Raw genomic sequence first — 25,013 nt, 5'->3', positions numbered from 1 at the left:
CGTCTGGCGGTTTGCGCGCCCCCGCCCCGATCCGCAAACCGGCCTCCGCCGCACCGCGCGGCCCGGAACCCCAGACCCATGACCAAGACGATTATCTCCTGCGCGCTCACCGGCAATCTCGTGAAACCCGATCAGCATCCCGCGCTGCCGATCACGCCGCGCCAGATTGCGGACGCCGCGATCGAGGCCCGCAGGGCCGGCGCCGCCATCGTCCATATCCATGTGCGCGAACCCGATACCGGCCTGCCCTCGATGCGCATCGATCTCTATCGCGAGGTGGTGGACCGGATCCGGGACAGCGGCAGCGATCTGATCGTCAACCTGACGACCGGCGAGGGCGGCCGTTTCATGCCATCCGAGGAGGAGCCGCGCGTCGCCGGGCCGGGCACCACGCTCGTCCATCCGCTACGCCGGGTCGAACATGTCGTGGCGCTCAGGCCGGATCTGTGCTCGCTGGATTTCAACACGATGAATTCCGCCGGGCAGGTGGTGATCAACACGCCGGGCAATGTGCGCAAGATGGCCGAGGCGATCGTCGGGGCGGGTGTGAAGCCGGAACTCGAAGTCTTCGACAGCGGCGACATACATCTGGCCAACGATCTTCTGGCCGAAGGGCTGATCCCCGGCAGGCCCTTCTTCCAGATCGTCACCGGCGTGAAATATGGCTGCGCGGCAACGATCGATACGCTTTCCTACATGCGATCGCTGCTGCCTGCGGGCGCGGTCTGGTCCGCTTTCGGCGTCGGGCGTCATTCCTATCCGATGCTGGCGGGCGCGAAATTGCTGGGAGGGCAGGTGCGCGTCGGGATGGAGGACAATATCTACATCCGTCGGGGACAGCTGACGCGGGGCAATGCGGAGCTGGTGGCGCAGGCCGTGCAGCTGCTCGACCTGCTCGGCCAAGAGCCGGCGACGCCAGACGAGGCGCGGATCATGCTGGATCTGCCGCCACGCTGATCCGCCGCGGGGCGCGCGCCCTGCCCGCGCAGACAACTTTTCGCCTGTTGGAACTTCGGTGGCGTCAGCTTGCCGCCGATCGCAAGACGAGGCCATTCTCATATCAAGAATAAGGGCGAGGACTTCGATGAACCTGATCGGCAGAGCGAGTGTAACCGACGAGGTTCGGCTGCGCGTCTATAATCGGATCGCGTGGCGTTTCCTGCCATTGCTGCTGCTGGGCTATCTCTTCGCCAATATCGATCGCGTCAATGTCGCATTCGCCAAGCTGCAGATGAGCGGCGCGATCGGGCTGACGGAAGCGATGTATGGTTTCGGTGCGGGCATATTCTTCATCAGCTACGCGTTGACCGAAATACCCAGCAACATGATTCTCCATCGCGTGGGTGCGCGCCTCTGGCTGGCGCGTATCATGATCGTGTGGGGCCTGATTTCGGCCGCGACGATGTTCGTGCAGACGCCGGTGCAATTCTATAGCATCCGCTTTGTGCTTGGCATTGCGGAAGCGGGATTCTATCCTGGCGCGCTGCTGTTCATGACCTATTGGTTCCCCAGCCGGCTGCGCGCGCAGGCGATCGCCGTGATGATTCTCGGCTCGACGCTGGCCTCGATGATCGGCAGCCCACTTTCCGGTGCGATCATGGGCTATATGAACGGCCTTGCCGGGCTGGCCGGCTGGCAGTGGGTGTTCGTAATCGAAGGGCTGCCGGCCACGATCCTGGGCATCGTGCTGATCGTGCGCCTGCGCAACGGCCCGGCCGACGCAGAGTGGCTAGACGCCGACGAGAAGGCGCTGGTGATCGCCGATCTCGCAGCGGAGGCGCAGGCGCATATCCATGCCGGCCGCCACCGCTTCTCCAGCGCGTTCCGCAATCCGAACATCTGGTGCGTCATCGTCGCCAATTTCGCCAATCTCTCCACGCTCTATGGCATCCAGTTCTGGCTGCCGACCGTGATCCAGAAGCTGGGTGGAACATCGGTCTTCTCAACCGGGCTCATCGCCGCCGGGCTGGCGCTGATCCCCTGTTTCGTTCTGTTCGCCAACGCCCGGCACTCGGATCGCACGCGCGAACGGCGCTGGCATGCCACGTTCGGCTTCGCCCTTTCGGCGGCGGGTCTGTATCTGGCCGGCGCTTCGAACGGGAATGTCTATTTCACGCTGATGGGGCTGGTGATGGCCAGTTCGGGCCAGGTGATCTGCTCCAACACGATCTTCACGCTGCCCGGCACCTTCGTCACCGGGGCGGCGGCCGCCGCCGGCTTTGCGCTCATCACCACGCTCGGCAATCTCGCGGGCTATACCATGCCCTATCTGTTCGGCGTGCTGCGCGAGTCAACGGGGGGCTTCAGCGCGGGTTTCTACGCGATGGCGGCTGTGGCGCTGGTCGGCGCCGTCGCCATCCTCGTGACGCCGGCCCTTCGCCGCGAAGGCCGGGGCGGCGCGGGCGAGGAGGAAGCGCTCGCCATCGGGGCCTAGAGCGCCGCGATATAGCCCCCATCCAGCGCGATCGTGGAGCCGTTGACATAAGCGCCCGCGCGCGAGGCCAGGAAGATGCACGCGCCCTGCGCATCCTCGGCCGTGCCGGCCCGGTTGACCGGGACATAGGTGGCGATGCTCCGCCGTATCGCTTCCGAAGTGACATCCATGCGCGCAGACGGAAAGGGGCCTGGCGCGATGGCGTTGACGTGGATCCGATCCGGACCGAGCGTCTTGGCAAGCGCGCGCGTCAGGTGGTGGATCGCCGCCTTCGACGCGCCATAGGGATAGGCTTCCCAGCCCGGTATGTGCAGGCCACCGATCGAGCCGATATTGATGATGCTGGCATGGGCTTGCCCGCTCGCCGCGGCACGGAGCAGCGGCAGGGCCTGACGAACGAGCAGGAAAGGCGCGCGCAGGTTCACGTCCAGCACGCCATCCCAGATTTGGGCGTCCACGTCGGCAATCGATCCGCGCGCATTCACGCCGGCATTGTTGACGAGGATATCGAGCCGATTCTCATGCGCGCGGAGCGCGGCGATCAGCGCCTCGGGCGCTGTCGGATCGGTCAGGTCGGCGGCGATCCCGACGCATGATCCGCCACCCGCCGAAATTTCGGCCGCCGCCGCCTCCACCGCTGCCGGAGACCGTGCCGATATGTAGGTTCTCACGCCGCGACGAACGAATCCCTCCGCGATCATACGCCCGATCCCGCTCGTGCCGCCCGTGACCAGCGCAACCTTGCCCGCCACGTCGAAAAGCTCGTCGACCATCGTTTCTCTCCTCTCCACCGGTGGCGTGCGGCGTGTCGCGACGGCGGGGTGGCATCAACTGCCCGGCACCAACTTTTCGTGGTACGGAAAGTCGCGACAGGCGCGTTGCCGCGGAGCGGGCATGCGGGCCATTCCGTCAGTCGAAAAAAGAACGGAGGCGATGGTGGAGCGGGAGAGCAAGTGCGATGGCGTGCGCGCGGTGGAACGCGCGATCGATCTGCTTCAGGCGCTCAACCGCCGCCCGCTCTCGACGTTGCATGATCTGCATCGCGAAACCGGACTGCCGAAGCCCTCGATCGTCCGCCTGCTGCGCACGCTGGAGGGCAAGGGACTTGCCGCGCAATCCTCCAGCTACGGCACCTATCAGCTCCTCGGCGGGGTCAAATCGCTGTCGAGCGGCTTTCACCACGAACCGCTCATCATCGAGATCGCGGAGGAGATCATGATCGAGGTGACCAAGCGGGAGGGCTGGCCGCTGGCCCTGGCCCTGTTCGAGCTGAACGCGATGGTCGTCCGCGCCAGCACCATCCCCTATACCTCGCTCTCGTTGCTCCATTCCACGCTCAACAAGCGGCTGAGCATGATCGGCCGTTCGCTGGGGCGCGCCTTCCTCGCGGCCAGTTCGCCCAGCGAACAGAAGATCCTCATCGAAATCCTGAAGCACAGCCCCGATCCCGAGGATCAGCCGGCGCATGATCCGGAAGCGATGGCCCGGCTGATCGGGCAGGTGCGCGAACAGGGCTATGCGATGCGCGATCCCCTGATCGAGCCGCGTTCGGCCACCCTGGCCGTGCCGGTGCACGACAATGGCCGCGTCGTGGCGTCTCTTGGCATCACCTGGATCGCGGCCGGCGTATCGCCGCAGGAAGGCGTGAAACGCTATCTGCCGACGCTGCGCGCCACGGCTGCCGAAATATCGCGCCAGCTGGATATCCGATCACCGCAGCGCCACGCGCGCCACATGCCCATCGGCGAACCCGCCCCCGCGGAATGAGCCGGTCGATGCGCGCCATCGCGATCCGGGGCGAGGGAGAGGCTGCGACGATCCACGTCTCCGACATGGCGATCCCGGTGCCGGCGGCCGGGGAAGTGCTGATCCGCGTGGTGGCGGCCAGCGTGAACCGGCCCGACGTGCAGCAGCGACGCGGCCTCTATCCGCCGCCGCCCGGCGCCTCGCCGATCCTGGGCCTCGATGTGAGCGGCATCGTCGTCGCGGCCGCCGATGACGTGCGCTGGCCGCGTCCCGGCGATAGCGTATGCGCGCTGGTCAACGGCGGCGGCTATGCCGATTATTGCCGCGCGCCGGCCGGCCAATGCCTGCCGCTGCCCGCCGGCCTCGGCTTCATCGAGGCGGCATCGTTGCCCGAAGCCTATTTCACGGCGTGGAATGCGCTGATGAATCTCGGCCGGCTCGGCACGGGGGAAGCGCTGCTCTATCAGGGGGGCGCGAGCGGCGTTGGCCTCGCCGCGATCCAGATCGCCGCCCGGCTGCGCGGGGCGCGGATCGTCGCCACGGCGAGCAGTGCTATGAAACGCGATCTCTGCCTGGCTGCCGGCGCGGCGCACGCAATCGACTATCGCGATGCCGGCTGGGAGGCGCAGGCGCGCGACCTCTTCGGTGGCGGCTGCGACGTGATCGTCGACGCACAGGCCGGCCCGACCAGCCAGCCACAGCTCGATCTGCTGGCCGATGGCGGGCGCCTCGTGCTGCTCGCCAGCCATGCGGGCGCGATGGCGGACGTGAACACCCGCTTCCTCGTCCGTCGCCAGCTCACCCTGACCGGCGGCACGCTGCGCCCCCGCAGCCCCGCCTACAAGGCCGCCCTCGCCAGCGCGCTGCGCCAGCATGTCTGGCCGCTGATCGAGGCTGGCCGGATCCGAACGCATATCTGCGCGACCTTCCCGCTGGAAAGGGCCATGGATGCGCACCGTGAACTGGAGGCCAACCGCCAGATCGGCAAGATCGTTCTGATCCTGGATCCCGAAATGGCCGGCATTACAAGTCACTCTGAATAATCGCGCCAAAATTGAATTACCCATCCTTCTAAGTCATTCCATCAGCCGAAATCTTTCACGCTACGGAAGGATGCAACTCGGGACTTTCTCTCAGCCTCCCTGCTCCATCAGATAATAGCAGACGATGCCTGGTGGCGAACGGGATTCACCAATTCGACGATCAATACTCGCATGGAGCCGGGATCTCCGGAGATCGCATGACGCGGGATTTGATGGGCCAGGCGCGGAATAGCGGTGCGGACGATCCCGCAAGGGGCGGCGCGGCGCATCACAGGGAGGGGACGAATGATCAACAGCCGCGCTCTGCTCATGCTCCGCGCATCGAGCGCCGCGTTCACGCTGGCCGCGTTATCGGGCGTCGCATCGGCGCAGGGCGCGCCTCTGGCTGCGGGCACGGCGGCGGATGCGGCTCCGGCGGCAACCTCGGGCGGCACGCCCGCCGCGCCGGCCGAAGCCAAGGATATCATCGTCACCGGATCGCGCCTCGGCCGCGCGGGCTATGATTCCCCGACGCCGGTCAACGTGGTCGGCCAGCAGCGGCTGGAGCAGCTTGCGATCACCAACGTGGGCGACGCACTGAACCAGATACCGTCCTTCCGCCCGATCAGTTCGCCGTCCACCAACAGCTTCCGCGTTTCCGGCAGCATCGGCGCGCGCACGCTGGATCTGCGCGGCCTCGGTGCCACGCGCACACTGACGCTGGTGGACGGCCGCCGCTTCGTGGCGAGCGCCGACAATGGCACGGTCGATCTCAACAGCATCCCGACGATCCTGGTGCGGCAGACGGAAGTCGTCACCGGCGGCGCCTCGGCCGCTTATGGGGCGAATGCGGTGGCCGGCGTGGTCAACATCATCCTCGATCGCAAATTCACGGGCTTCAAGGCGGAGGCCAATGTCGGGATCGCCCAGCGCGGCGATGCCTTCGCCCGCTACGGCGCGCTCGCCTGGGGCCGCGATCTGGCCGGGGGGCGGGGCCACGTCATCATCGGCGGCGAATATTCGAAGGAGAATGGCATCGGCGCCTGCGAAACGCGCCCCTGGTGCTCGCGCTACACCAATTATCTCGCCAATCCGGGATACAACACCACGACCCGAACGAGCACCAACGGCCTGCCGGCCACGCTCGTCCTCGATCATGTCATGTTCGTCTATAACGAGAATGGCATCATCACTGGCGCGATCAAATCAAACGGCGCGGGCGGCACGATCACGCTGGGCCAGCAGCTTCTCAATACCGGAGCCACCTCGCTTCCGGCGGCGCTGCGCGGCAAGCAGTTCGATACCAACGGCAATCTCGTCCCCTATCAGTTCGGCAATCTCCTGAGCGGCCTGTTCGCCGTCTATCCGAACGGCGATCCCACGCAGCCCTTTCTGATCGGCCAAGCCCCCTCGCCGCTGGTGGTGCCGACCGAACATGCCAATGCGACGATCCACGGCGATTATGATCTGACGGATGATATCAGCGCCTCCGTGGAATTCATGTTCAGCCGGGTGGAGGGGCATACGAATTCGACGGTGCCGCTCGACAGCCCGGCCGCGATCGATATCAACAATCCCTATATTTCGGATGCCACCCGCGCGACGATCCTGGCTGCGGATCCGGCGATCACGAAGCTCAACGTGAATCACGGCATGTGGTCCGTCGGCGGTTCCACCGTCGGCACGAGCATCAACAAAACCTATCGCGGCGCGGCTTCGCTGAAGGGCGATCTGGGCCATGGCTGGAACTGGGACGCATCCTACACCTACGGCCGCGTGGAGGGGCGCACCGACAGCTGGCGCACGCGGCTGAAGGAATGGAATGACGCGGTGGACGCGGTGCGTGTCACCACCGCCAATGTCGGCGCGTCCGGCCTCGCGCTGGGCAGCATCGTCTGTCGCACCACGCTGGCCAATCCCGCCAATGGCTGCATTCCCATCAACCTCTTCGCCTTCGGCATCCCGGCCGCGACCGACGCACGCTACAATGTCGACGAGTGGCAGACCCGCACCTATCAGCAGCACGCCGCCTCGGTGAACCTGCGCGGCACGCCGCTGCGCACGTGGGCCGGCGAGGTGAAATTCGCGATCGGCGGCGAATGGCGGCGCGACACGGCCGAGGGCGATGCCGATGCGAACACGCTGGCGAACCGGTTCATCTCGCCGACGACGACGGCGCTGCCTTATACCCGGACGGACGTGGTGGAAGGCTATATCGAGGTCGGCGTGCCGCTGCTCAAGGATTCGGCGCTCGGGAGATCGCTCGATCTGGATGGCGCCATCCGGCGGACCCATTATGATCCCTTCGGCAATGCCACGACCTGGAAGATGGGCGGCGTCTATACGCCGATCCCGGACATCACCTTCCGTGTCACGCGATCGCGCGACATTCGGGCTCCCAGCGCACAGGAATCGAGCCCGAACGCGACGCGCGTGCAATTGCCGCAGCCCGATCCGTTCATCGGATCGACCACGCAGCAATTCATCGTCACCGGCGGCAATCCGAACCTGAAGCTGGAACGCGGCGACACCTTCACTGCCGGCGTTGTGCTGAAGCCGAGCTTTCTGCGCCGCTTCAACCTTTCCTTCGATTATTACGACATCAAGGTGAAGGGCGCGATCGACTCACTGAGCGCGACGGCGATCGCCACCGCCTGCAAGGGCCAGGGCCTGCTGTGCGATCTGATCCAGTTCAATCCCAACGGATCGATCAACACCGTCTTTTCGACCTTCCAGAATCTCAGCCAGCTTCATGCCGAGGGGTATGAACTGGTCGCCGATTATCGCCTGCCTGCACTGGGCGGCAATTTCGATTTCCAGCTCAACGGCAATTGGGTGCTCAATCTCAACACGATCGGCGCGACGGGCCTGGTGACCAAGCTCGACAATGTCACCGGCAATGCGGGAACGATCACCAATGTTCAGGGTGTGCCGCGCTGGAAGGCGGATGCCGTCATCACCTATTCGCGCGCGCAATGGGCGCTGACGGCGCATGCGCGCTATATCCCCCGCGGCATCCTGGATCCCACCAAGACCGGGCCGGAGGAGAAGGGCTATAACGTCAACGATCCGAACAGCGTGAACATCAATCACGTCGACAGTGCCTTCTATCTGGACCTGACGGCGCGGGTGAAATTCGGCACGGACAATCGCTACGAGGCCTTCGTCAACGTCAACAACGTCTTCGATCGGCAGGAGCCGGATCAGCTGCGCCTCTTCGGCAACGGCCTCTATTTCGATCCCTATGGCCGCTATTTCCGCGTCGGCCTGCGGGTGAAGATGTAGGGCGGTGCGCGAGACAGCACATATGCCCGGCGGCGATGCGACGGTGGAGCCTGTTCCGCAAGAGGGCCGCCGCCATCGCATCGCCGTGATCGCGGGCGACGGTATCGGCAAGGAAGTGATGCCCCAGGGCATTGCCGTGCTCGAGGCGGCGGCAGCCTGCTGCGGCTTCACGCTCGATCTCGTGAAATTCGGTTTCGCGTCGGCCGAATATTTCGGCGCGCACGGCCGGATGATGCCGGATGACTGGAAGGCGCGTCTGGCCGGCTTCGACGCGATCTTCTTCGGCGCGGTCGGCTGGCCCGCCACCGTGCCGGATCATGTTTCGCTCTGGGGCTCGCTGCTCCAGTTCCGGCGCGAATTCGATCAATATGTCAACGTGCGACCGGTCCGGCTGATGCCGGGCGTGCGCAGCCCGCTGGCCGGGCGGGAACCCGGCGACATCGACTTCATCGTCGTGCGTGAGAATAGCGAGGGCGAATATTCCGCGATCGGCGGCCGCGCCTTCGCCGGCACGGAACGCGAAATCGTGCTGCAGGAAACGGTGATGTCGCGGATCGGGATCGATCGCGTGCTGCATTATGCCTTCCGCCTCGCGCGCTCACGTCCGGCCCGGCATCTGACATCGGCGACCAAATCCAACGGCCTCGCCATCACCATGCCCTATTGGGACGAGCGGGTGGAGGCAGTGGCCCGCGATTATCCCGACGTTTCGTGGGACAAATATCATGTCGATATTCTGGCCGCACAGTTCGTAATGAACCCGGATCGCTTCGATGTCGTCGTTGCTTCCAACCTGTTTGGCGATATTCTTTCCGATCTCGGCCCCGCCTGCACCGGCACGATCGGTATCGCGCCGTCCGCCAATCTCAATCCGGAAGGGGATTTCCCCTCGCTGTTCGAACCCGTTCACGGTTCGGCGCCAGACATTGCCGGCAAGGGCATCGCCAACCCGATCGGCCAGATCTGGTCCGCCGCGCTGATGCTCGATCATCTGGGCGAAGGCGATGCGGGGGCTGCGATCCTGCGCGCGATCGAGCGGGTGCTGGCCGATGGCGATCTCCGCACGGCCGATCTCGGCGGCCCGGCCGATACCGCCCGATGCGGCGCGGCGATCGTCGATGCTCTCCGGGCGGACATGGTCATACGCGCGCCGGCAAAGGCGGAAACCTGAGAGGAGACATTGCGACATGGCCGGCCCACGCCCCGATCCACGCGAATTCAAGGCCCGGCTGAAAGCCCGGGATCCGATGATCGGCACCTTCATGAAGGTGCCCGCGCCCCAGAATACGGAGGTGCTCGGCCTCGACGGCTTCGATTTCGTGATCCTGGACGAGGAACATGCCCCCTGGCATCGCGGAACCCTGGATACGGCGCTGCTCGCCACGCGCGCTTATGGCATCGCCGGGATCGTTCGCATCGCCCGGCCCGACGCGAACAGCGTGCTTTCCGTGCTGGACGACGGCGCGATCGGCATCATGGTTCCTCATGTCGATTCCGCGGAAAAGGCGCGCGCGATCATATCCTATGCGCGCTATCGCGGGGGTGTGCGCGGCGCGGGCGCCAGCCGGGGCGGCGAATATGGCAAGCGCGGCGGCGCCAATTATCAATATTGCGACGAGACATCGGTGGTGATCGCCATGATCGAGGATGCGCGCGCACTCGACCGGATCGACGAGATCGTGGCCGTCGAAGGGCTGGACGCGATCTTTCTCGGCCGTGGCGACCTTGCCTTGTCACTCGGCAATGCAGGGCCGGGCGCGCCCACGATCGAGGAGGCGGTCGCCACGATCGTCGCCGCCTGCGGGAAAGCCGGTGTCCCGGTCGCGGCCCTGACCCAGTCGTTGACGAGCGACGAGGGCAGATATGTGCTCGGGCTCGGCGTGAAATGCCTGGTGGTCGCATCCGATCTGGGCTTCCTGCGTCAGGCCGCCGGAGCCGCTTTGAGAGAATTCAAGACGATGGAGATATAATTCGGACCGCACCCGCTGACGGTCTGACAGCGCGGGGACCGCCTCATCCGCGTGAGGCGGTGACTGGGATCACTGCCCCGTCTTCGTCACCCGCACCGGATTTCCGCCGCCACGATAGGGATCGTAGAGCGGCATCCGGAAATCGCCCACGTGAAGGGCGCGGCCGCAATCGAAGCCGCTGCCACCGTGGCCGGGCGTGGGATTATAGCCCTTCCCGCCCGCGCAGCCGACATTGGACAAGGCGAAATCGAGCGATTTCTCCCAGGCGAGCGAGCGGGACAGCGGGCCCATGCACTGGAATGTTCCGGCCGCGCTCGCCTGGCACCATGCCTTGGCGGGGCCGTAATCGGCGGTCGTCATACCAGAACCCGCCCCCGGCATGGAAGCCGCAGAGCCCCCCGCTCGGGCCATGACGTTCGGATTCGTTCCGCCGGAAGCGGGGCTTACGGCGGAGGTGGCAACCTCGGCCGGCCTGGCGGCCGCCGCAAGACGCTTGCGCTCGGCGGCGGCCTGCTCGCGCAATTGGCGGGCGCGCGTCTCGGCACTGGTCGCCTGCGAAACCGCAGGGGCCGAAGCGGTCGCGGCGGACTGGGGGGATACCGGGTGCGCAGCCGATACGGCTGGCGCGCCGGCGACCGACGCCGCCTGAGCACGCTTCGCCCGCGCGGCCTCCACCTCACGGCGGACCACCACAGCGCGCTGCAGCGCCTCGCGTCGGCGCTGCTCGTCGATCACGCCCTGGCGCGCGGTGGCGACATTGGCGTTGCCGTGATTCACGATCGCCATGTTGGTGGTATATTCCCGCGAAAAGGTTCGGGCGAACACCTCGGCCGGATTGGGCGCGGGCGGCTGGGCCGGCTCATCATCCGAATAATCCGCCGAGGCCTCAGCCTCCGCGGCGGCGATCCGGCGATCCTCCTCCTGACGCAGCGCCTCCTCGCGGGCGCGTTCGGCCGCGTCCTCGCGCTGCTGCTTGTCGGAAGCGATGCGCGCCCGCAGCTTGGCTATGTCCTCGGTGCCGAGCCGGCGGGGCGCGTCGGACGCCTGCGCCCATGCCGCGCCCGGCACACCCGCGATCATCACCCCCATGATCGCGGCGACGCCAAGCCCGGCCGCGATCATCCTGTTATCCAGGGTGACCCCGCGCCTAGAAGCCGGTGTTCGCCGCAACATCGCAACTGGCCTGAAGAAACTTCGCCGCGAACTCCACCCTGTCCATCAATTCCTTTCCGCCGCCAATCACGAAATCGATATACGAATTTTTGTACGATGGATCGGTCCACGACACCCTTACGAGACCAGTCCCTCCCGTAACATTCACTCTCGACCAGTTTATAACCATCTCTTTCGGCATAGCCGGAACGGATTGCTGGCTATTTTCTATATAGCCCCTTCCATTACTATATTGTCTTGTGATTTCTGTTTCGAACATGTTGTGGTAGGAAATATTCGAGATTCGGGATTCGCATGGTTTATCGGATGCGAAATCCGGAGATTTGAAGTCGACAGGGCCAAATCCGTCAAAGGTGATCGGGGCGTTCCTGAATTTCCCCACCCCGGAAAACGAACTTCTGCCAACTTCGAAGACATGCGTTCCGGTAACATGGATCGGCACGCGCGCCAGATTGCCGCTGATGGTGACACGGCCATCCTGCACCAGCTGCGCGAAAAACCGCTGGGCGCCTTCAGCCGTCTGCTTCGCCTCCTGTGCGGGCAGCGGCACAGCACCGGCCACGGCCAACAGGGATACGCCAAACCACGAACAAAGCCTTTTCACCCGACAATCCCCCATGGATCGATTGAGAGCGCAGTCCGGCACCGGGCGGCCCCGCCTGCCCATCGGGAATAAGCGCGACGCCGGGGGCGTCATCCCCCGATCTGGGGATATCAGCGCAGAAGGCGGCCGATCTTGGTCAACAACTCGGTTTCGCGATGCACGTCCGCCTTGCGGAAAATCGCCTTGATCTGGGAGAGGATCGTGCTGGCAGAGGCGCGGCGGGCCTCGCCAATCTCCTCCCGGGTGGCGCCCCCTCTCAACCGCGCGACGATATCCGCCTCGGCGGTGGTAAAGCCGAACAGGCCACGCAGCAGCCCGGCCTCATCCCCGCCCCGCGCGGCCAGCGGGCCGACCACCAACAGCGCGCGCGGATCGAACCCCAGGCTCCATTCGCGCGTCGGGAGGGCGAACAGTTCACACAGAATGGGGCTGTCGGGCGCTCCCAGCCAGAATCTCCGGGGCGGTACATCGCCCCGGCTGACCAGGACGGCCGACAAGGCGCGCTGAAGATCGCGATTGCCGGGCTCGGTCGCGCCGGATAGCCCCGCTTTCGACAGGGACAAAGGCCCGCCGGGGCCGACGAGCCGTTCCGCCGCCGGCGTAAGCGCCCCCACGCGCCCGTTTCCGTCTATGACGAAGGCGGCGGCGCCGATCGCCTCCAGCGCGCCGGCGGCCAGTTCAGCCCCGCGATGCTCGATGGAACGTTGCAAGCGAACCGCGGACAGAACATGCGGCGCCGCCTCGGCGAATATTTCCCGATCCTGTTCGGTCGTCCGCCCATCGGCATTGGTGCGCAATGCCGCCAGCCCGACGAAGCGATCGGCGCCGCGTTCCAGCACGCACTGGCAGCCGAAGGGAACGTCGAACTGGGCGACATAATCATCATAGACATCGCACTTCAGCCGCGCGCGCATGCGATCATAATCCCGTTCGCTGGCTATTTCGAACGGGGCGCCCGCAAAGGCCACGCGCCAGTTCCGGTGCGGATCGCCGCCACCGATCTCGACAAACTGCTCGACGAAACCGGCCGGCGCATCGGTCGTCCAGTTAAGCGGCACGAGCCCCCTGTTGCCGATCGCCACGAGCTGCATCCGCGCAGACCCGGTGCGTGACGCCAGCCGCTTGAGCGCGCGATCCCATCCACCCGGCTCGAACGGGGCCGATGCGAACTCGGCGTTCATCGATAGCATGCCCAATGGCCTTCCCCCGTCGCTTTCCCTTACCTCTCCCGATCAGCGGGACCATAGGCGCCGGTTCCAAAGCAGCGGTAAACATCCATCCGCGCAAAAATGCGAAGTTTCGGCCGGTGGATCGCCCGGGGCCGGACCGTGCCGGGCCTCAGCGCGGTGAAGGCATGAGCGGCCTGAGCGCGACGAGGCATCCCACAGCACCGATCAGGACCACGAGGGCCAGAGCGGCCATCGGCGCGAGATTGCTTCCCGTCGCGTCGTGAATCGCCGGAACGGCATTCTGCGCGACGAAGCCGCCGAGATTGCCGATCGAGTTGATGACGGCGAGCCCGGCTGCCGCATGCGCACCGGACAGCATGCGCTGCGGCACGCTCCAGAAGACGGGCTGGGCGGACATCACCGCCGCCGCCGCCACGCACAGGCAGGCGAATTTCACCACCACGCCGGGCAGAAGCACGCTGCCGAGCAGGCAGATGGCGGACAGGAACAGCGGCCCGGCAATATGCCAGACGCTCGCCCCGTGTCGCTCGGCATGGCGCGGCACCGCCCACAAGGCGGCGGCGACGCACAGCCAAGGAATGATGTTGATCGCCCCATTCTGAATGTTGGACGCGCCGAACCCTTTGACGATCGTTGGCAGCCAGTAGCTCAGGCCATAAGCGCCAAGCGGCATGCCGACATACAATGCCGCGAACATCAGGACGCGCCGGTCGATCAGCGCCCCCCAGGGGGATCCTTCGGCTGCGGGCGCGGGCTCGCCCGCCAGTTCCGCGGCGAGCCACGCTTTCTCCTCCTCGCGCAGGAAGGGCGCGTCGGCCGGGACGGCGGGCAGCTTCCTCAGGATGAGCGGCACCAGCAATATGGCGGGCACGGCGGTGGCGATGAAAACCCACTGCCAGCCGGCAAGCCCGGCCGCCCCGTCCAGTTCGAGCAGGGCGCCGCCGACCAGCGAACCCACCGCGTTGGCGATCGCGCTCGCGAGCATGAACAGCCCCACCATCTGGGCCCGCCTCGCCTGCGGATACCATAGGGTGAGCACGTAGAGGACGCCGGGGAAGAAACCCGCTTCGGCCACGCCCAGCAGGAAACGCAGCAGATAGAACATGGTCGCGTTCTGCGTGAAGCCGAGAGCCAGCGTCACGAGCCCCCAGCTCCCCATGATCCGCGCGAACCAGAGCCGGGCGCCCACCCTCGCCAGGATCAGGTTGGCCGGCGCCTCGAACAGGAAATAGCCGAGGAAGAAGAGGCTGGCGCCCAGCCCATAGGCGGCTTCGGAAAGGCCCAGCGCATCCACCATCTCCAGCTTCGCATAGGAGACGTTCTGGCGATCGATATAGGCGATCAGATACATCACGCAGAGCAAGGGCATGAGATGGCGGGTGATTTTCGACAGGGTTCGGCCGCCAAGTGCCGATCCAGCCGCTTCCGGTTCTGCCAAATGCCCGCTCCTGATCTTGTCGGCGGAGACTATCGAAGCCGGCGAGGCCCGTCGAGCCAGGCCCGGAAATGGCGCGCCCTGGCCGATGCCGGCGCGGCCCGGCAGATGAGCGGGAGATCCCGTCACAAACCAGGGCTGCTGTTTTGCCCGGCTGGCGGCAGGATCGTCGGCGCCGCGGACATGTCGCTCGACCGTGGCTTGATCGATCGGCCGAACGCTGCCTATGGCGCCGCGCATGAACCATTTCCCGCGCGCGATGCGCCACTTCGTTTCAGCGATGCCTTTGTCCTTGCTGGTGCTCCTGCCATCCGCCGAGGCGGCAACGGTTCGCAAGCCGGCCGCCCGGCCGCCCGCCGCCGCGCCGAAGCCGATTGTGGCGAACAACAGCATCATCCCGCTGCCGCTGAAGCCCATCGTTCCCGCCGCCCAGCGGCTGTGCGGCGTGCGCGAACCCTCCGGGCTCGGCTATACGATGCTCCGCCCGGCCACGGGGCCGATGCCGTCGGCCGATGCCACCGTGCTCGTCAACTATATCGGCTATCTGGCCGCCACCGGCGAGATGTTCGATCAGGGAATGCGATCGCCTCTTCCACTGGATGGAGTGATCCCCGGCTTCGCGCAGGGATTGCAGAAGGTGGGCAGGACCGGGGTGATCCGGCTCTGCATACCGGCGGCGATGGGATATGGCGACCAGGCTTCCGGACCGATCCCCGCCAATTCCGATCTTGTGTTCCAGATCGAGCTTCTCGATTTCAGGACTCCGGCCGAAATGGAGGAGATGCGCAAGGCGACGTCGGGTGAGCCCGCCCCGCAGCAGGATGCGCCGCCACAGCCATAGCGCGCCATCGGGGCGAGGCGGAGCGAATGCCTGCCGCCCGGCCTTCAGTGAAGCTTGAGCTTCGGGCGCAGGATCGCGTGGACATGCCCTGCCAGGATCAGCGCGGAGCCTCGGATCCAGCCATGGATCGCGATCAGGTGCATGCGATAGAGCGACGTATAGACGAACCGCGCGATACGCCCTTCGATCGCCAGGGAGCCCCTGCTGAGACTGCCCATCAGGCTGCCGAGCGTGGAATATCGGCTGAGGGAGACGAGCGATCCGTGATCCTTGTAGATGAAGGCGCGCAGCGGCCGGTTGTCCATCAGGCGGATCAGATTGTCATAGACGCAGGCGGCCATCTGGTGTGCGCTCTGTGCTCGCGGGGGAACTGGCTGCGTGCGGCCCGGCGGCGTGCAGGAGGCGCAGTCCCCGATCGCGAAGACGTGCGGATCGGATACGGATTGCAGCGTCGCCGTCGTGAGGATCTGGCCACTGCGCGTCAGTTCGAGGCCACCCAGCCTGCCGGCGATGGGTGTAGCGCGCACGCCCGCCGCCCATACCATCAGATCGGCCGGGATCGCCTCGCCATCCCGGGTGACGATCGCGTCGGCCGTCACCTGCGTGACGGGCACGCCCGTCAGGACGCGGACGCCCAGCTTCTCGAGTTCCGCCCTGGCGGCGTGGGAAAGGCGATCCGGCAAGGCCGGAAGGATGCGCGGTCCCGCCTCGATCAGCGTCACTTCCAGCCGCCGGCCATCGAACACCTCCAGCCCGTAATAGCCCAGCGCATCGGCGGCGTTGTAGAGTTCGGCCGCCAGCTCGACTCCGGTGGCGCCCGCGCCGACGATCGAAACCCTCACGCGGGCGTCGTCATCGGGATTGGCGATCATCGCGCGGGATGCGGCAAGGCAGTGATTGAGCAGGCGATCGCGGAACCGATCGGCCTCCGCGCGGCTGTCCAGTGACATGCAATGTTCGCGCACGCCCGGCGTGCCGAAGTCGTTGGTGATCGATCCGAAGGCGAGCACGAGATAATCGTAGCGGAGCGAATGGCGGCTGATGAGTTCCCGCCCATCCTCCATGAGCGGAGCCAGATGGATCAGGCGCGCTTCGGTATCGACGGATTCCAGCGTGCCGTGGAAGAAGCGATAGCCCCAGCGCTTGCAGTGCGATCGATAGCCCACCTCATCGATATTCGCATCCAGCGCTCCGGTGGCCACCTCATGGAGCAGCGGCTTCCAGATATGGGTCCGGTTCCGCTCGACGAGGATGATGTCGTGATCGCGCCGGCCGAACCGCCGCCCCAGCCGCGCCGCCAGCTCCAGCCCGGCCGCGCCGCCGCCCACGATCACGATCTGCGTCTTGCGCTTCTTCGAGCCGGCGGGCGCGAAGTGGAGTTCCTGGGAGTGCTGTACCGTCATGCCACTTCCTCACATCGCTCGGGCAGCCGCCTTCACCGCGGCCGACCAACGATGATCAGCCGCGTGGCATCCCGTCTTCCCTGCGAACCATCATGTCTTTCGACGCCGGATCAGCGCGCCTTTTCGCGGCCGTCATGGGTTTCGGGCGCGAAGGTCCAGCCCTCGCCATAGGGCTGCGGGTGGAAGACGCCCCAGGTGCTGGTCTGGTGCGTGCCAGCCCCCCACGCGGTGGTCGCCACCGGCTCCCCTGCCGTCCGCAGCTTCATGACCTGCTTGGCCGTGACGTTGGCGGGCGCCTTGTTGCCCCAGGATATGCGCAGGAAATTCACCACATCCGCGATCTGCTTGTCGGTCAGCCGATCCTTGAAACCGGGCATCGCGACGGCGGAGGGCGCCCAGTTGGTGGGAGGCAGCACGCCGCCATTGACGACGACGTTGACGATCGAGGTGGGATTCTCCGTCACGATCACCGGATTGCCGGCGAGCGGCGGGAACATGCGCGCCACCCCGCTCCCGTCATTGCTGTGGCAGATCGCGCATTCCTTCAGATAGATGCCGGCGCCCGCATTGCTGCCCACGGCGCCCGCCGCGAGCATCTGCGCCGTCGCCGGATCATAGGCGTAGTGCCCCTTGGCGGTGACGGGCGGCAGGGACTTCAGATATCGCGCCATCGCGACGAGATCCTCGTCCTTGAAATGCTGGGTGCTCCAGCCGACCACGTCCGACATGCCACCGAAGACGGCGGCATGATCGGTGCGCCCGGATTTCAGGAACTGGACGATATCCTCCTCGCTCCAGTTGCCGAGACCCACAGTGGGATCGTTGCGAAGGCTGGGCGCCACCCAATTGTCGATCGGCGCCCCACCGGAAAGATAGACTTCGCCTCCCTTCGCGTCGAAGGCCTTCTCCTGCATCGACCAGCCACGCGGCGTATGGCAGGCGCCGCAATGGCCGGCCCCCGTCACCAGATATTCGCCCCGCGCGACAACGGGATCCTGCCCCGGCGCGGCGGCGAACGGGCCGTCTTCCAGCGCGAACCATTTGCGCCAGAGCGCCAGCGGCCAGCGCATCGAGAAAGGCCAGCGAATGTCCACCGCCTTGTTCGCCTGCGCGACCGGCTCCACGCCGTACATGAAATAGGCGTAGAGCGCCTTGATGTCCTCATCGCTCATCCGCGAGAAGGCGGAATAGGGCATCGCCGGATAGAGGGACGAACCATCCTTGCGGATGCCGCGCCGCACGGCGGCATCGAAATCGGCCAGCGAATAATCGCCGATCCCGGTCGCCGTGGGCGTGATGTTGGTGGAATAGATCGCGCCGACCGGCGTCTTGATCTTGAGGCCGCCGGCATAGGTCGCCCCGCCCACCGCCGTGTGGCAGGCCATGCAATCGCCGAGCCGGGCGACATAGCTGCCCTTTTCGACGAGCGCCGGATCGGGCTTTGCGGCCGCAGGCCCCGCCAGCACCGGCGCGCCGCCGGATGGCAGCAGGGCCGGTATCGCGAGCGAAAGCACGAAGAGCATGGCGGAGCCAACAAGCGCATATCCGGATTTGGTCTGAGGCAGTCTCAGCATCGGTCCCACCATTGTGTGCAAGAGCTAGACGAAAGGGCAGGCGCCATCATTTGGCCGACGGGATACCGACCGCCACGCCCTGGGGAATTCCGCCGTTGCGCCGGCTATCCACTTCCCGCTGATAGGTTTCGGTCGCGCGCTTGATGATGAACTGGCGCAGCCCCTCGATCTCGCGGGGGTTCATCGAGCTGTCGAACCGGTCCATTCCATAGGCGGTGAGTGCCCCGCGACCGACGACATTGTAGAAGGCCTCGCGCGCGCGGATGGCCCCGGACCAGCGCAGGTCGGGAAGCACCCCGCCCCCTTCCGCATTGTCGCCATGGCAGGCCGCGCAATAGGTCTGGAAGTTGAAATAGCCTTCCTGGACCACCTTCGGATCATAGCCTTCGGGCGGCTTGACCGGCAGGAAGCCCTTGTCGTTCTGCGGCGGCAGCTTCGCCTTCCCGTCAAGCGAGAAGACGACGATGCGGGAGTGATTGACGGTCCAGCCCGAGGTGCGGGCAAGGCCACCCAGGAAGAAGGGATAGATGCCGCCCCAGCCCACCTCGACGGCCACATATTGCTTGCCGTTGACGGAATAGGTGACGGGCGGCGCGATGATCCCGCTCTGGGCCGGGAAACGGAACAGATCCTGCCCGTTGGTGGCGTCGTAGGCGTGGAATTCGCCATTCGCGAGGCCCTGGAAAAGGAGCCCGCCGGCCGTCGCCAGGATGCCGCCGTTCCACGGCCCCTTGTGATCCACCTTGAACGCGGCGCGCTGATGAACGGGATCCCAGGCGAGCAGCCAGCCCTTCAGGTCGCGGATGAACTTCATCTTTTCAGCGTTATCGTCCTGAACGCCGGCCTTGTTCATATCGAGGCCGAGATTCCAGCTATCGTGATGCGCCTTGAAGCCGCCGACCTGGTTCTTGTAGAGAAACGGCACCTGCTGGGCCGGAATATAGACCAGCTTCGTCTGCGGGCTATAAGCCATGGCGGCGAAGTTGTGTCCGCCAAGATCGCCCGGAATACCGTACCAGGACTTCCCGTTTTCCGTATAGAGCGCATCCGGATTGTAGATCGGCCGCCCCTTTTCATCGAGGCCCTTCGCCCAATTCTCATAGACGTAGGGTTTGCCCGACAGGAATTCGCCGGTCTTGGCATCGAGGATGTAGAAGAAGCCGTTCTTGGGCGCATGCACGATCACGTGCCGCATCTTGCCCTTGATCGGCATGTCGATCGTCATGATCTGCTGGACGGAAGTATAGTCCCACTGATCCTTTGGCGTTTCCTGGAAATGCCAGACATATTCGCCGGTCTCGGGCTTCACCGCCACGATGCTACCCAGGAAGAGATTGTCTCCCTTCCCGTCGGACCGATATTTGTAGTTCCAGGGCGATCCATTGCCCACGCCGAGATAAACGAGATCGGTCACGGGATCGTAGACGATCGAATCCCAGACGGTGCCGCCCCCCCCCTGCCTGGTCCACGCGCCCGTGGGGCTCCAGCTCTTGTAGGCCTTGTTCATCAGCACGCTGTCCGATGCGGCGTGATCGGGCTCGTTCCTGGGATTGGGGACGGTGAAGAAACGCCAGTCGAGCTTGCCCGTCTCGGCATCGAAAGCGGACACGAAGCCGCGCGCGCCGAATTCGGCGCCGCCATTGCCGATCAGCACGCGCCCCTTGGCGATGCGCGGCGCGCCATCCACCGTATAGGATCGCTGGGCCCCGAGCGCGGCATCCTTGGGAATGGTGTTGACGCTCCAGACGACCTTGCCCGTCTTCGCATCCAGCGCGACCAGCCGGCCATCAAAGGTGCCGACATAGATCTTCCCGTTCCAATAGGCCGCGCCGCGATTGACCGTGTCGCAGCAGCCGCGATCCGCCACGTTGCCCGGAACGTGCGGATCATAGGCCCACAGCAGCTTGCCCGTGGCCGCATCGAGCGCCTTGACCTTGGACCAGTTGGTGGTCGCGTAGATCACGCCATCCACCACCAGCGGCGTGCCTTCCTGGCCGCGATTGGTGTCGAAATCATAATACCAGGCCAGCTTGAGCTGGCCGACATTCGATCGGTTGATCTGATCCAGCGGGCTGTAGCGCTGTTCCGAATAGGTTCGCCCGTAGGTGAGCCAGTTGGCGGGATCCTTTTCCGCCTCGACGATGCGCTTTCCGGTATCCTCGCGCCCGTGGCTGCCCGATGGCTGTGACAGGGCGAACAGGGCGGCTCCCCCGGCAACGAGGATCGTCGCCGCCGAACCGACCAGCACGGCCCACCTTTTCCTCACCGAAGCTGATGCCGTCATGATGTCAAACGTCCTGCATGTCGCGTGGAAACCTTGCCGGCTCCCCGGGACATCGCACGACGTGCGCGTCCATGGGGTGCAGGCGAACCAACTTGCCCTCTCCCCGCTTCACGCGATCCCAGATCCGGAAACGGTCGGGAGCGTCGTCAGAACAGATCCAGTCGCTTCTCCGAATAGCTGACCAGAACATTCTTGGTCTGCTGATAGTGCTCCAGCACCATTCGGTGAGTTTCTCGGCCGATTCCGGACTCCTTGTAGCCACCGAAAGCCGCGTGCGCCGGGTAGGCATGATAGCAATTGACCCACACGCGGCCGGCCTCTATCGCGCGCGCCGCGCGGTGGCAGCGATTGGCGTTGCGCGTCCACACGCCCGAACCCAGGCCGTATGGCGTGTCGTTGGCGATGGCGAGTGCCTCGTCTTCCGTCTTGAAGGTCGTCACGGAAAGAACCGGGCCGAAAATCTCCTCCTGGAAGATCCGCATCTTGTTATTTCCGAAGAATACCGTCGGCTCGACATAGAAGCCGTCCTTGAGGGCATCGCCGAGATCGGGCCTATTGCCTCCGATCAGCAATTCGGCGCCTTCTTTCCTGCCAATGTCGATATAGTTCAGGATCTTGTCCTGCTGCATGCGCGAATTCTGCGCGCCCATCATCGTCGCATCCTCCAGCGGATTGCCCTGATGGATCGCCTTCACGCGCTTCAGCGCGCGTTCGATGAAGCGCTCGTAGATCGATTCCTGGACGATCGCGCGCGTCGGCGCACTGCAGATCTGGCCCTGGTTGAGCGCGAACAGCGCGAAGCCCTCGATCGCCTTGTCGAGATAATCGTCATCCTCGGCCATCACGTCCGCGAAGAAGATGTTCGGCGATTTTCCGCCCAGCTCCAGCGTGGCTGGGATGAGCAGTTCGGCGGCGGCGTGCGCGATGCGGCGCCCGGTCGCGGTGGAGCCGGTGAAGGCGATCTTGGCGATGCGGGTGCTGTGCGAAAGCGCGTTGCCGACTTCCGCACCGAGACCGTTGACGACGTTGAGCACGCCATCGGGAAAGAGATCGCCGATCAGTTCCATCAGCACGAGGATGCTCGCCGGCGTCGTCTCGGCGGGCTTCATCACCACGCAATTGCCGGCCGCCAGCGCGGGCGCGAGCTTCCACGCCGCCATCAGCAGCGGGAAATTCCAGGGAATGATCTGGCCGACGACGCCCAGCGGCTCGTGGAAATGATAAGCGACGGTCGTCTCGTCGACCTCGCTGATCCCACCCTCCTGCGCGCGCAGGCATCCGGCGAAATAGCGGAAATGATCGATCGCGAGCGGGATATCGGCGTTGAGGGTCTCGCGAATGGGCTTTCCATTGTCGAGCGTCTCGGCATGGGCGAGGAGCTGGAGGTGCTGCTCCATCCGGTCCGCCGCCTTGAGGAGAATGGCGGCCCGCTCCGCCGGCGCCGTCCGGCGCCAGCCGCCCTTGGCCTTGTGCGCGGCGTCCAGCGCCAATTCAATGTCCTCGGCAGTCGAAGAGGGGACCCGACACAGAAGACGACCGTCGATCGGCGAAATATTGTCCATGTAAGCGCCGCGCACGGGCTTTACCCATTCGCCGCCGATGAAGTTTCCATACTCTTCGATGAAAGGGGAAATCTCCGGTATGGTCGACATGATCGGGATGCCTTGTACTGTTACTTTATGTTGCTAGGTATTGGCCGCCTGTGAAACAGACTCCTTCCGACATCCAATATCTCTTCGGTATGTTATTATGCCGTTCCGATCATGTCGGCAGGCCGCGCATGCGGGAACAGACGCTCGCGGCTGCGGCCCGCGTGATGGGAGCGATCCCCCTCGTTCAGCCTAAGGATCCGCACCGCAATAAGTGCCAACATCGAAAATGCTGGCGCCGCAACGCAGCGTTCGTTTCTCGCGCGCCTCAGCGGGCGGCGGAAAGGCCCGAGGGAAAATCCCAGCCCCATTCCCGATAGAGTTCCTCATAGATCCGCATCAGTGCCTGGAAGGCGGGCGAGCGATCATGCTTGCGAAAGCGGATGAAGAGCGGGACGGTCGCCTCTTCGGCGAGAGGGGCGAAGCTGATGTCCGGCCGGGCCGAACGGGTCACGGAATCGGGCACCATGCAGATGCCCGCTCCGGACGCGACCATCACGAGCGCCGTCTGCAACTCGCGCACCTCCAGCACGGATGCGGGAAACAGGCCCTGCTGCCGGTAGATCGCCAGCACATGATCCGCATAGCTGGGGCGCGGCCGGCCCGGATAGAGAATGAGCGGGCGTGTCGCCAGTTCCGCCAGGGAAAGGGCACGTTCCTCGCGAATGAGCGGATCGTCGGCCGGCAGCGCGACGACCAGATTTTCCTCCCGCATCACTTCGTGGTGAAGCAGCGGATCCTCCAGCATGATCCGGTCGAACCCGATATCGATCCGGCCATCGATCAGGGCACGCACCTGCTCGCCACTGTCCATCTCGGCGAGGCGCAGCTCGATCTGGGGCACGCATTCGCGAAACCGCGCGACGACATCCGGAAAACGCACATAGAGCGTCGATGGCACCAGCCCCATCGTGAAGCGCATGCGGGGCCGCTGCGTCGCCTGACGCACCTCCGCCTGAAGCCGGTCCATCGCATCCATGACGAGGCAGGCATGTTCGTGGAGAAGGCTGCCGATCAGGGTGAGCTTCAGGGGGCGCTTGGCCCGTTCGAACAGGGGCGCCCCGATCTCCCCCTCCAGTTCCTGAATCCGCTTGCTGAGCGGCGGCTGCGCCATGTTCAGACGTTCGGCGGCGCGCGTGAAGCTGCGCTCGTCCGCCACCGCACGAAAATAGCGAAGCTGCCGAATGTCGATATTCATGCCGGCTTTCGGGATCCTATGCTGTGCATGGCCTGTCGCATTGCAGGCCTGCTCCCCTTGCTCCATACCACCTTGGAATAATCCCGGCTTCGGCAGGCGATGCGCCGGCCGGCGGGAACATGTCTCTCCGAAGTTGCTCGCCCCTGACGTTTTGATGCGGGCGGCCCGCCTGGCCTTGCGCGGGATGATCGGCCCAATAATGCGAATGGATCGCATCAAGGACTGATGGCGCCATTCTGCACTTCGATCCCAACCTGCTGGTCACGCTCGCCACGCTGCTGAAGACGCGTTCGGTAACGCGCACGGCCATACAGATGGGGACGAGCCAGCCCTCGATCAGCCGGGCGCTCGCGCAGCTTCGCGTCCTGCTCGACGATCCCCTGCTGGTGCGCAGCCGTCGCGGGATGGAATTGACGCGACGTGCCGAGGAACTGCTCGCTCCCGTGCAACGCTGGCTGGAAACGACCTCCACCCTGTTCGATCCGAGCTCGTTCGATCCCGCGTCACTGCGGCGGCGCTTTCGCATCGCATCGACGGATTTCGGCGTGCTCGCCGTGATCGCCCCGGTGCTTCCCTGCCTGATCGATCTGGCGCCGCATGCAACGATCGGCATCGTGCCGCTGAAGGGCGGCATGCACGACGAACTCGCGTCCGGCGATGTCGATCTGCTGGTTTCCGGGCTGGAGCCCGATCTTTCGCAGGCCTATGCGCGCAATCTCTTTGTCGAGACCTTTTCCTGCCTGATGCGGGCCGATCATCCCCTGGCGGAAGAAACCGGGGAAATCCCTCTCGAAACCTTCGTCGCCTGGCCGCATGTCGCGCTCACCGTGGGCGAGGACGATTTCGACCGGATCGACAGCCGGCTCGGTGCGCTCGGTTTGCAGCGTCGCGTGGTCGCGTCCGTCCCCTATTTCAGCGCGTCGGCAGGCGTGATCGGCGCATCGGACGCGATCGTCACGCTGCCGTCGCGCGCGGCGGCCCAGCTCGCCCCCGGCCACAAGCTCGCCATGCGCCCCGCCCCGCGCGAAATGGGCAGCTTCCAATATCGCCTGCTCTGGCACGAGCGGACCGAGCGCGATCCGGCCTCGATGTGGTTGCGTGACGAGCTGGCGCGCGATCATCCATCCGCCACGCGAATGATCGATATTCGATCTGGATATTTGCCCGCCGCCTGAACGCGCCGCAATTGCAGCTGCGAAGCAATC

The 25,013-nt window shown here is 65.2% G+C and carries 19 protein-coding genes; 9 read left to right on the top strand and 10 right to left on the bottom strand.

Features of this window, described 5'->3' with window-relative positions; translation table 11 throughout:
• Positions 1-78 precede the first annotated feature (78 nt).
• A complete protein-coding gene (locus tag DI605_RS14475; RefSeq protein ID WP_293975281.1) occupies positions 79-957 on the top strand; it encodes a 3-keto-5-aminohexanoate cleavage protein in 879 nt (292 codons plus the stop codon).
• A gap of 127 nt (positions 958-1,084) precedes the next feature.
• Entirely contained in the window at positions 1,085-2,434 is a 1,350-nt protein-coding gene (locus DI605_RS14470; protein WP_293975278.1) for an MFS transporter, read from the top strand.
• On the opposite strand, the gene DI605_RS14465 is transcribed toward DI605_RS14470, so the two are convergent.
• Positions 2,431-3,207: an SDR family oxidoreductase gene (locus tag DI605_RS14465; protein ID WP_293975275.1), complete on the bottom strand. Its 777-nt coding sequence runs from the start codon at positions 3,205-3,207 to the stop codon at positions 2,431-2,433. The genes DI605_RS14470 and DI605_RS14465 overlap by 4 nt on opposite strands.
• Before the next feature lie 121 nt (positions 3,208-3,328).
• Here DI605_RS14465 and DI605_RS14460 point away from each other — a divergent pair, with 121 nt between their 5' ends.
• The 5 genes from DI605_RS14460 to DI605_RS14440 all read left to right on the top strand — a co-directional run bounded on the left by DI605_RS14460 (position 3,329) and on the right by DI605_RS14440 (position 10,457).
• Positions 3,329-4,201: a DNA-binding transcriptional regulator gene (locus DI605_RS14460; RefSeq protein WP_293975272.1), complete on the top strand. Its 873-nt coding sequence runs from the start codon at positions 3,329-3,331 to the stop codon at positions 4,199-4,201.
• A gap of 8 nt (positions 4,202-4,209) precedes the next feature.
• The gene (locus DI605_RS14455) at positions 4,210-5,223 is read left to right on the top strand and encodes an NAD(P)H-quinone oxidoreductase (protein ID WP_293975270.1); all 1,014 of its coding nucleotides are present in this window, start codon (positions 4,210-4,212) and stop codon (positions 5,221-5,223) included.
• A gap of 285 nt (positions 5,224-5,508) precedes the next feature.
• Complete coding sequence (locus DI605_RS14450; RefSeq protein WP_293975268.1) at positions 5,509-8,487, top strand: TonB-dependent receptor; 2,979 nt, start codon at positions 5,509-5,511, stop codon at positions 8,485-8,487.
• 22 nt (positions 8,488-8,509) lie between these two features.
• Positions 8,510-9,658, top strand: a complete 1,149-nt coding sequence (locus DI605_RS14445) for a tartrate dehydrogenase (RefSeq protein WP_293975331.1) — start codon at positions 8,510-8,512, stop codon at positions 9,656-9,658.
• A 16-nt stretch (positions 9,659-9,674) separates the two neighbouring features.
• A complete protein-coding gene (locus tag DI605_RS14440; RefSeq protein ID WP_293975265.1) occupies positions 9,675-10,457 on the top strand; it encodes an aldolase/citrate lyase family protein in 783 nt (260 codons plus the stop codon).
• Between the two features lie 69 nt (positions 10,458-10,526).
• On the opposite strand, the gene DI605_RS14435 is transcribed toward DI605_RS14440, so the two are convergent.
• From DI605_RS14435 to DI605_RS14420, 4 genes are all read right to left on the bottom strand, one after another.
• Positions 10,527-11,579: a hypothetical protein gene (locus DI605_RS14435; protein WP_293975263.1), complete on the bottom strand. Its 1,053-nt coding sequence runs from the start codon at positions 11,577-11,579 to the stop codon at positions 10,527-10,529.
• Positions 11,580-11,604: 25 nt separating this feature from the next.
• Positions 11,605-12,234, bottom strand: a complete 630-nt coding sequence (locus DI605_RS14430) for a hypothetical protein (RefSeq protein ID WP_293975261.1) — start codon at positions 12,232-12,234, stop codon at positions 11,605-11,607.
• A 110-nt stretch (positions 12,235-12,344) separates the two neighbouring features.
• Positions 12,345-13,415, bottom strand: a complete 1,071-nt coding sequence (locus DI605_RS14425) for a helix-turn-helix transcriptional regulator (RefSeq protein WP_293975259.1) — start codon at positions 13,413-13,415, stop codon at positions 12,345-12,347.
• 157 nt (positions 13,416-13,572) lie between these two features.
• Positions 13,573-14,862, bottom strand: a complete 1,290-nt coding sequence (locus DI605_RS14420) for an MFS transporter (RefSeq protein ID WP_293975257.1) — start codon at positions 14,860-14,862, stop codon at positions 13,573-13,575.
• Positions 14,863-15,097: 235 nt separating this feature from the next.
• On the opposite strand from DI605_RS14420, the gene DI605_RS14415 reads away from it, so the two are divergent.
• Positions 15,098-15,700 (top strand): FKBP-type peptidyl-prolyl cis-trans isomerase, encoded by a 603-nt coding sequence (locus DI605_RS14415; protein WP_293975254.1) that lies wholly within the window; start codon positions 15,098-15,100, stop codon positions 15,698-15,700.
• A gap of 44 nt (positions 15,701-15,744) precedes the next feature.
• On the opposite strand, the gene DI605_RS14410 is transcribed toward DI605_RS14415, so the two are convergent.
• The 5 genes from DI605_RS14410 to DI605_RS14390 form a co-directional block, all read right to left on the bottom strand.
• Complete coding sequence (locus DI605_RS14410) at positions 15,745-17,103, bottom strand: NAD(P)/FAD-dependent oxidoreductase (RefSeq protein WP_293975251.1); 1,359 nt, start codon at positions 17,101-17,103, stop codon at positions 15,745-15,747.
• 110 nt (positions 17,104-17,213) lie between these two features.
• Complete coding sequence (locus tag DI605_RS14405) at positions 17,214-18,677, bottom strand: cytochrome c (RefSeq protein ID WP_293975248.1); 1,464 nt, start codon at positions 18,675-18,677, stop codon at positions 17,214-17,216.
• Between the two features lie 46 nt (positions 18,678-18,723).
• Complete coding sequence (locus DI605_RS14400) at positions 18,724-20,925, bottom strand: PQQ-dependent dehydrogenase, methanol/ethanol family (RefSeq protein ID WP_293975245.1); 2,202 nt, start codon at positions 20,923-20,925, stop codon at positions 18,724-18,726.
• Between the two features lie 182 nt (positions 20,926-21,107).
• Complete coding sequence (locus DI605_RS14395; protein WP_293975242.1) at positions 21,108-22,613, bottom strand: aldehyde dehydrogenase family protein; 1,506 nt, start codon at positions 22,611-22,613, stop codon at positions 21,108-21,110.
• A gap of 265 nt (positions 22,614-22,878) precedes the next feature.
• Positions 22,879-23,808, bottom strand: coding sequence for a LysR family transcriptional regulator (locus tag DI605_RS14390; RefSeq protein WP_293975239.1), 930 nt, complete (start codon positions 23,806-23,808; stop codon positions 22,879-22,881).
• A 209-nt stretch (positions 23,809-24,017) separates the two neighbouring features.
• Here DI605_RS14390 and DI605_RS14385 point away from each other — a divergent pair, with 209 nt between their 5' ends.
• A complete protein-coding gene (locus DI605_RS14385; RefSeq protein WP_293975329.1) occupies positions 24,018-24,983 on the top strand; it encodes a LysR family transcriptional regulator in 966 nt (321 codons plus the stop codon).
• Positions 24,984-25,013: the final 30 nt, after the last annotated feature.

Source organism: Sphingomonas sp., assembly GCF_003248515.1.
Classification (GTDB): Bacteria; Pseudomonadota; Alphaproteobacteria; order Sphingomonadales; family Sphingomonadaceae; genus Sphingomonas_I.
Note: the sequence above shows the minus strand (reverse complement) of the source record. Positions and strands in the feature narration are given on the sequence as shown.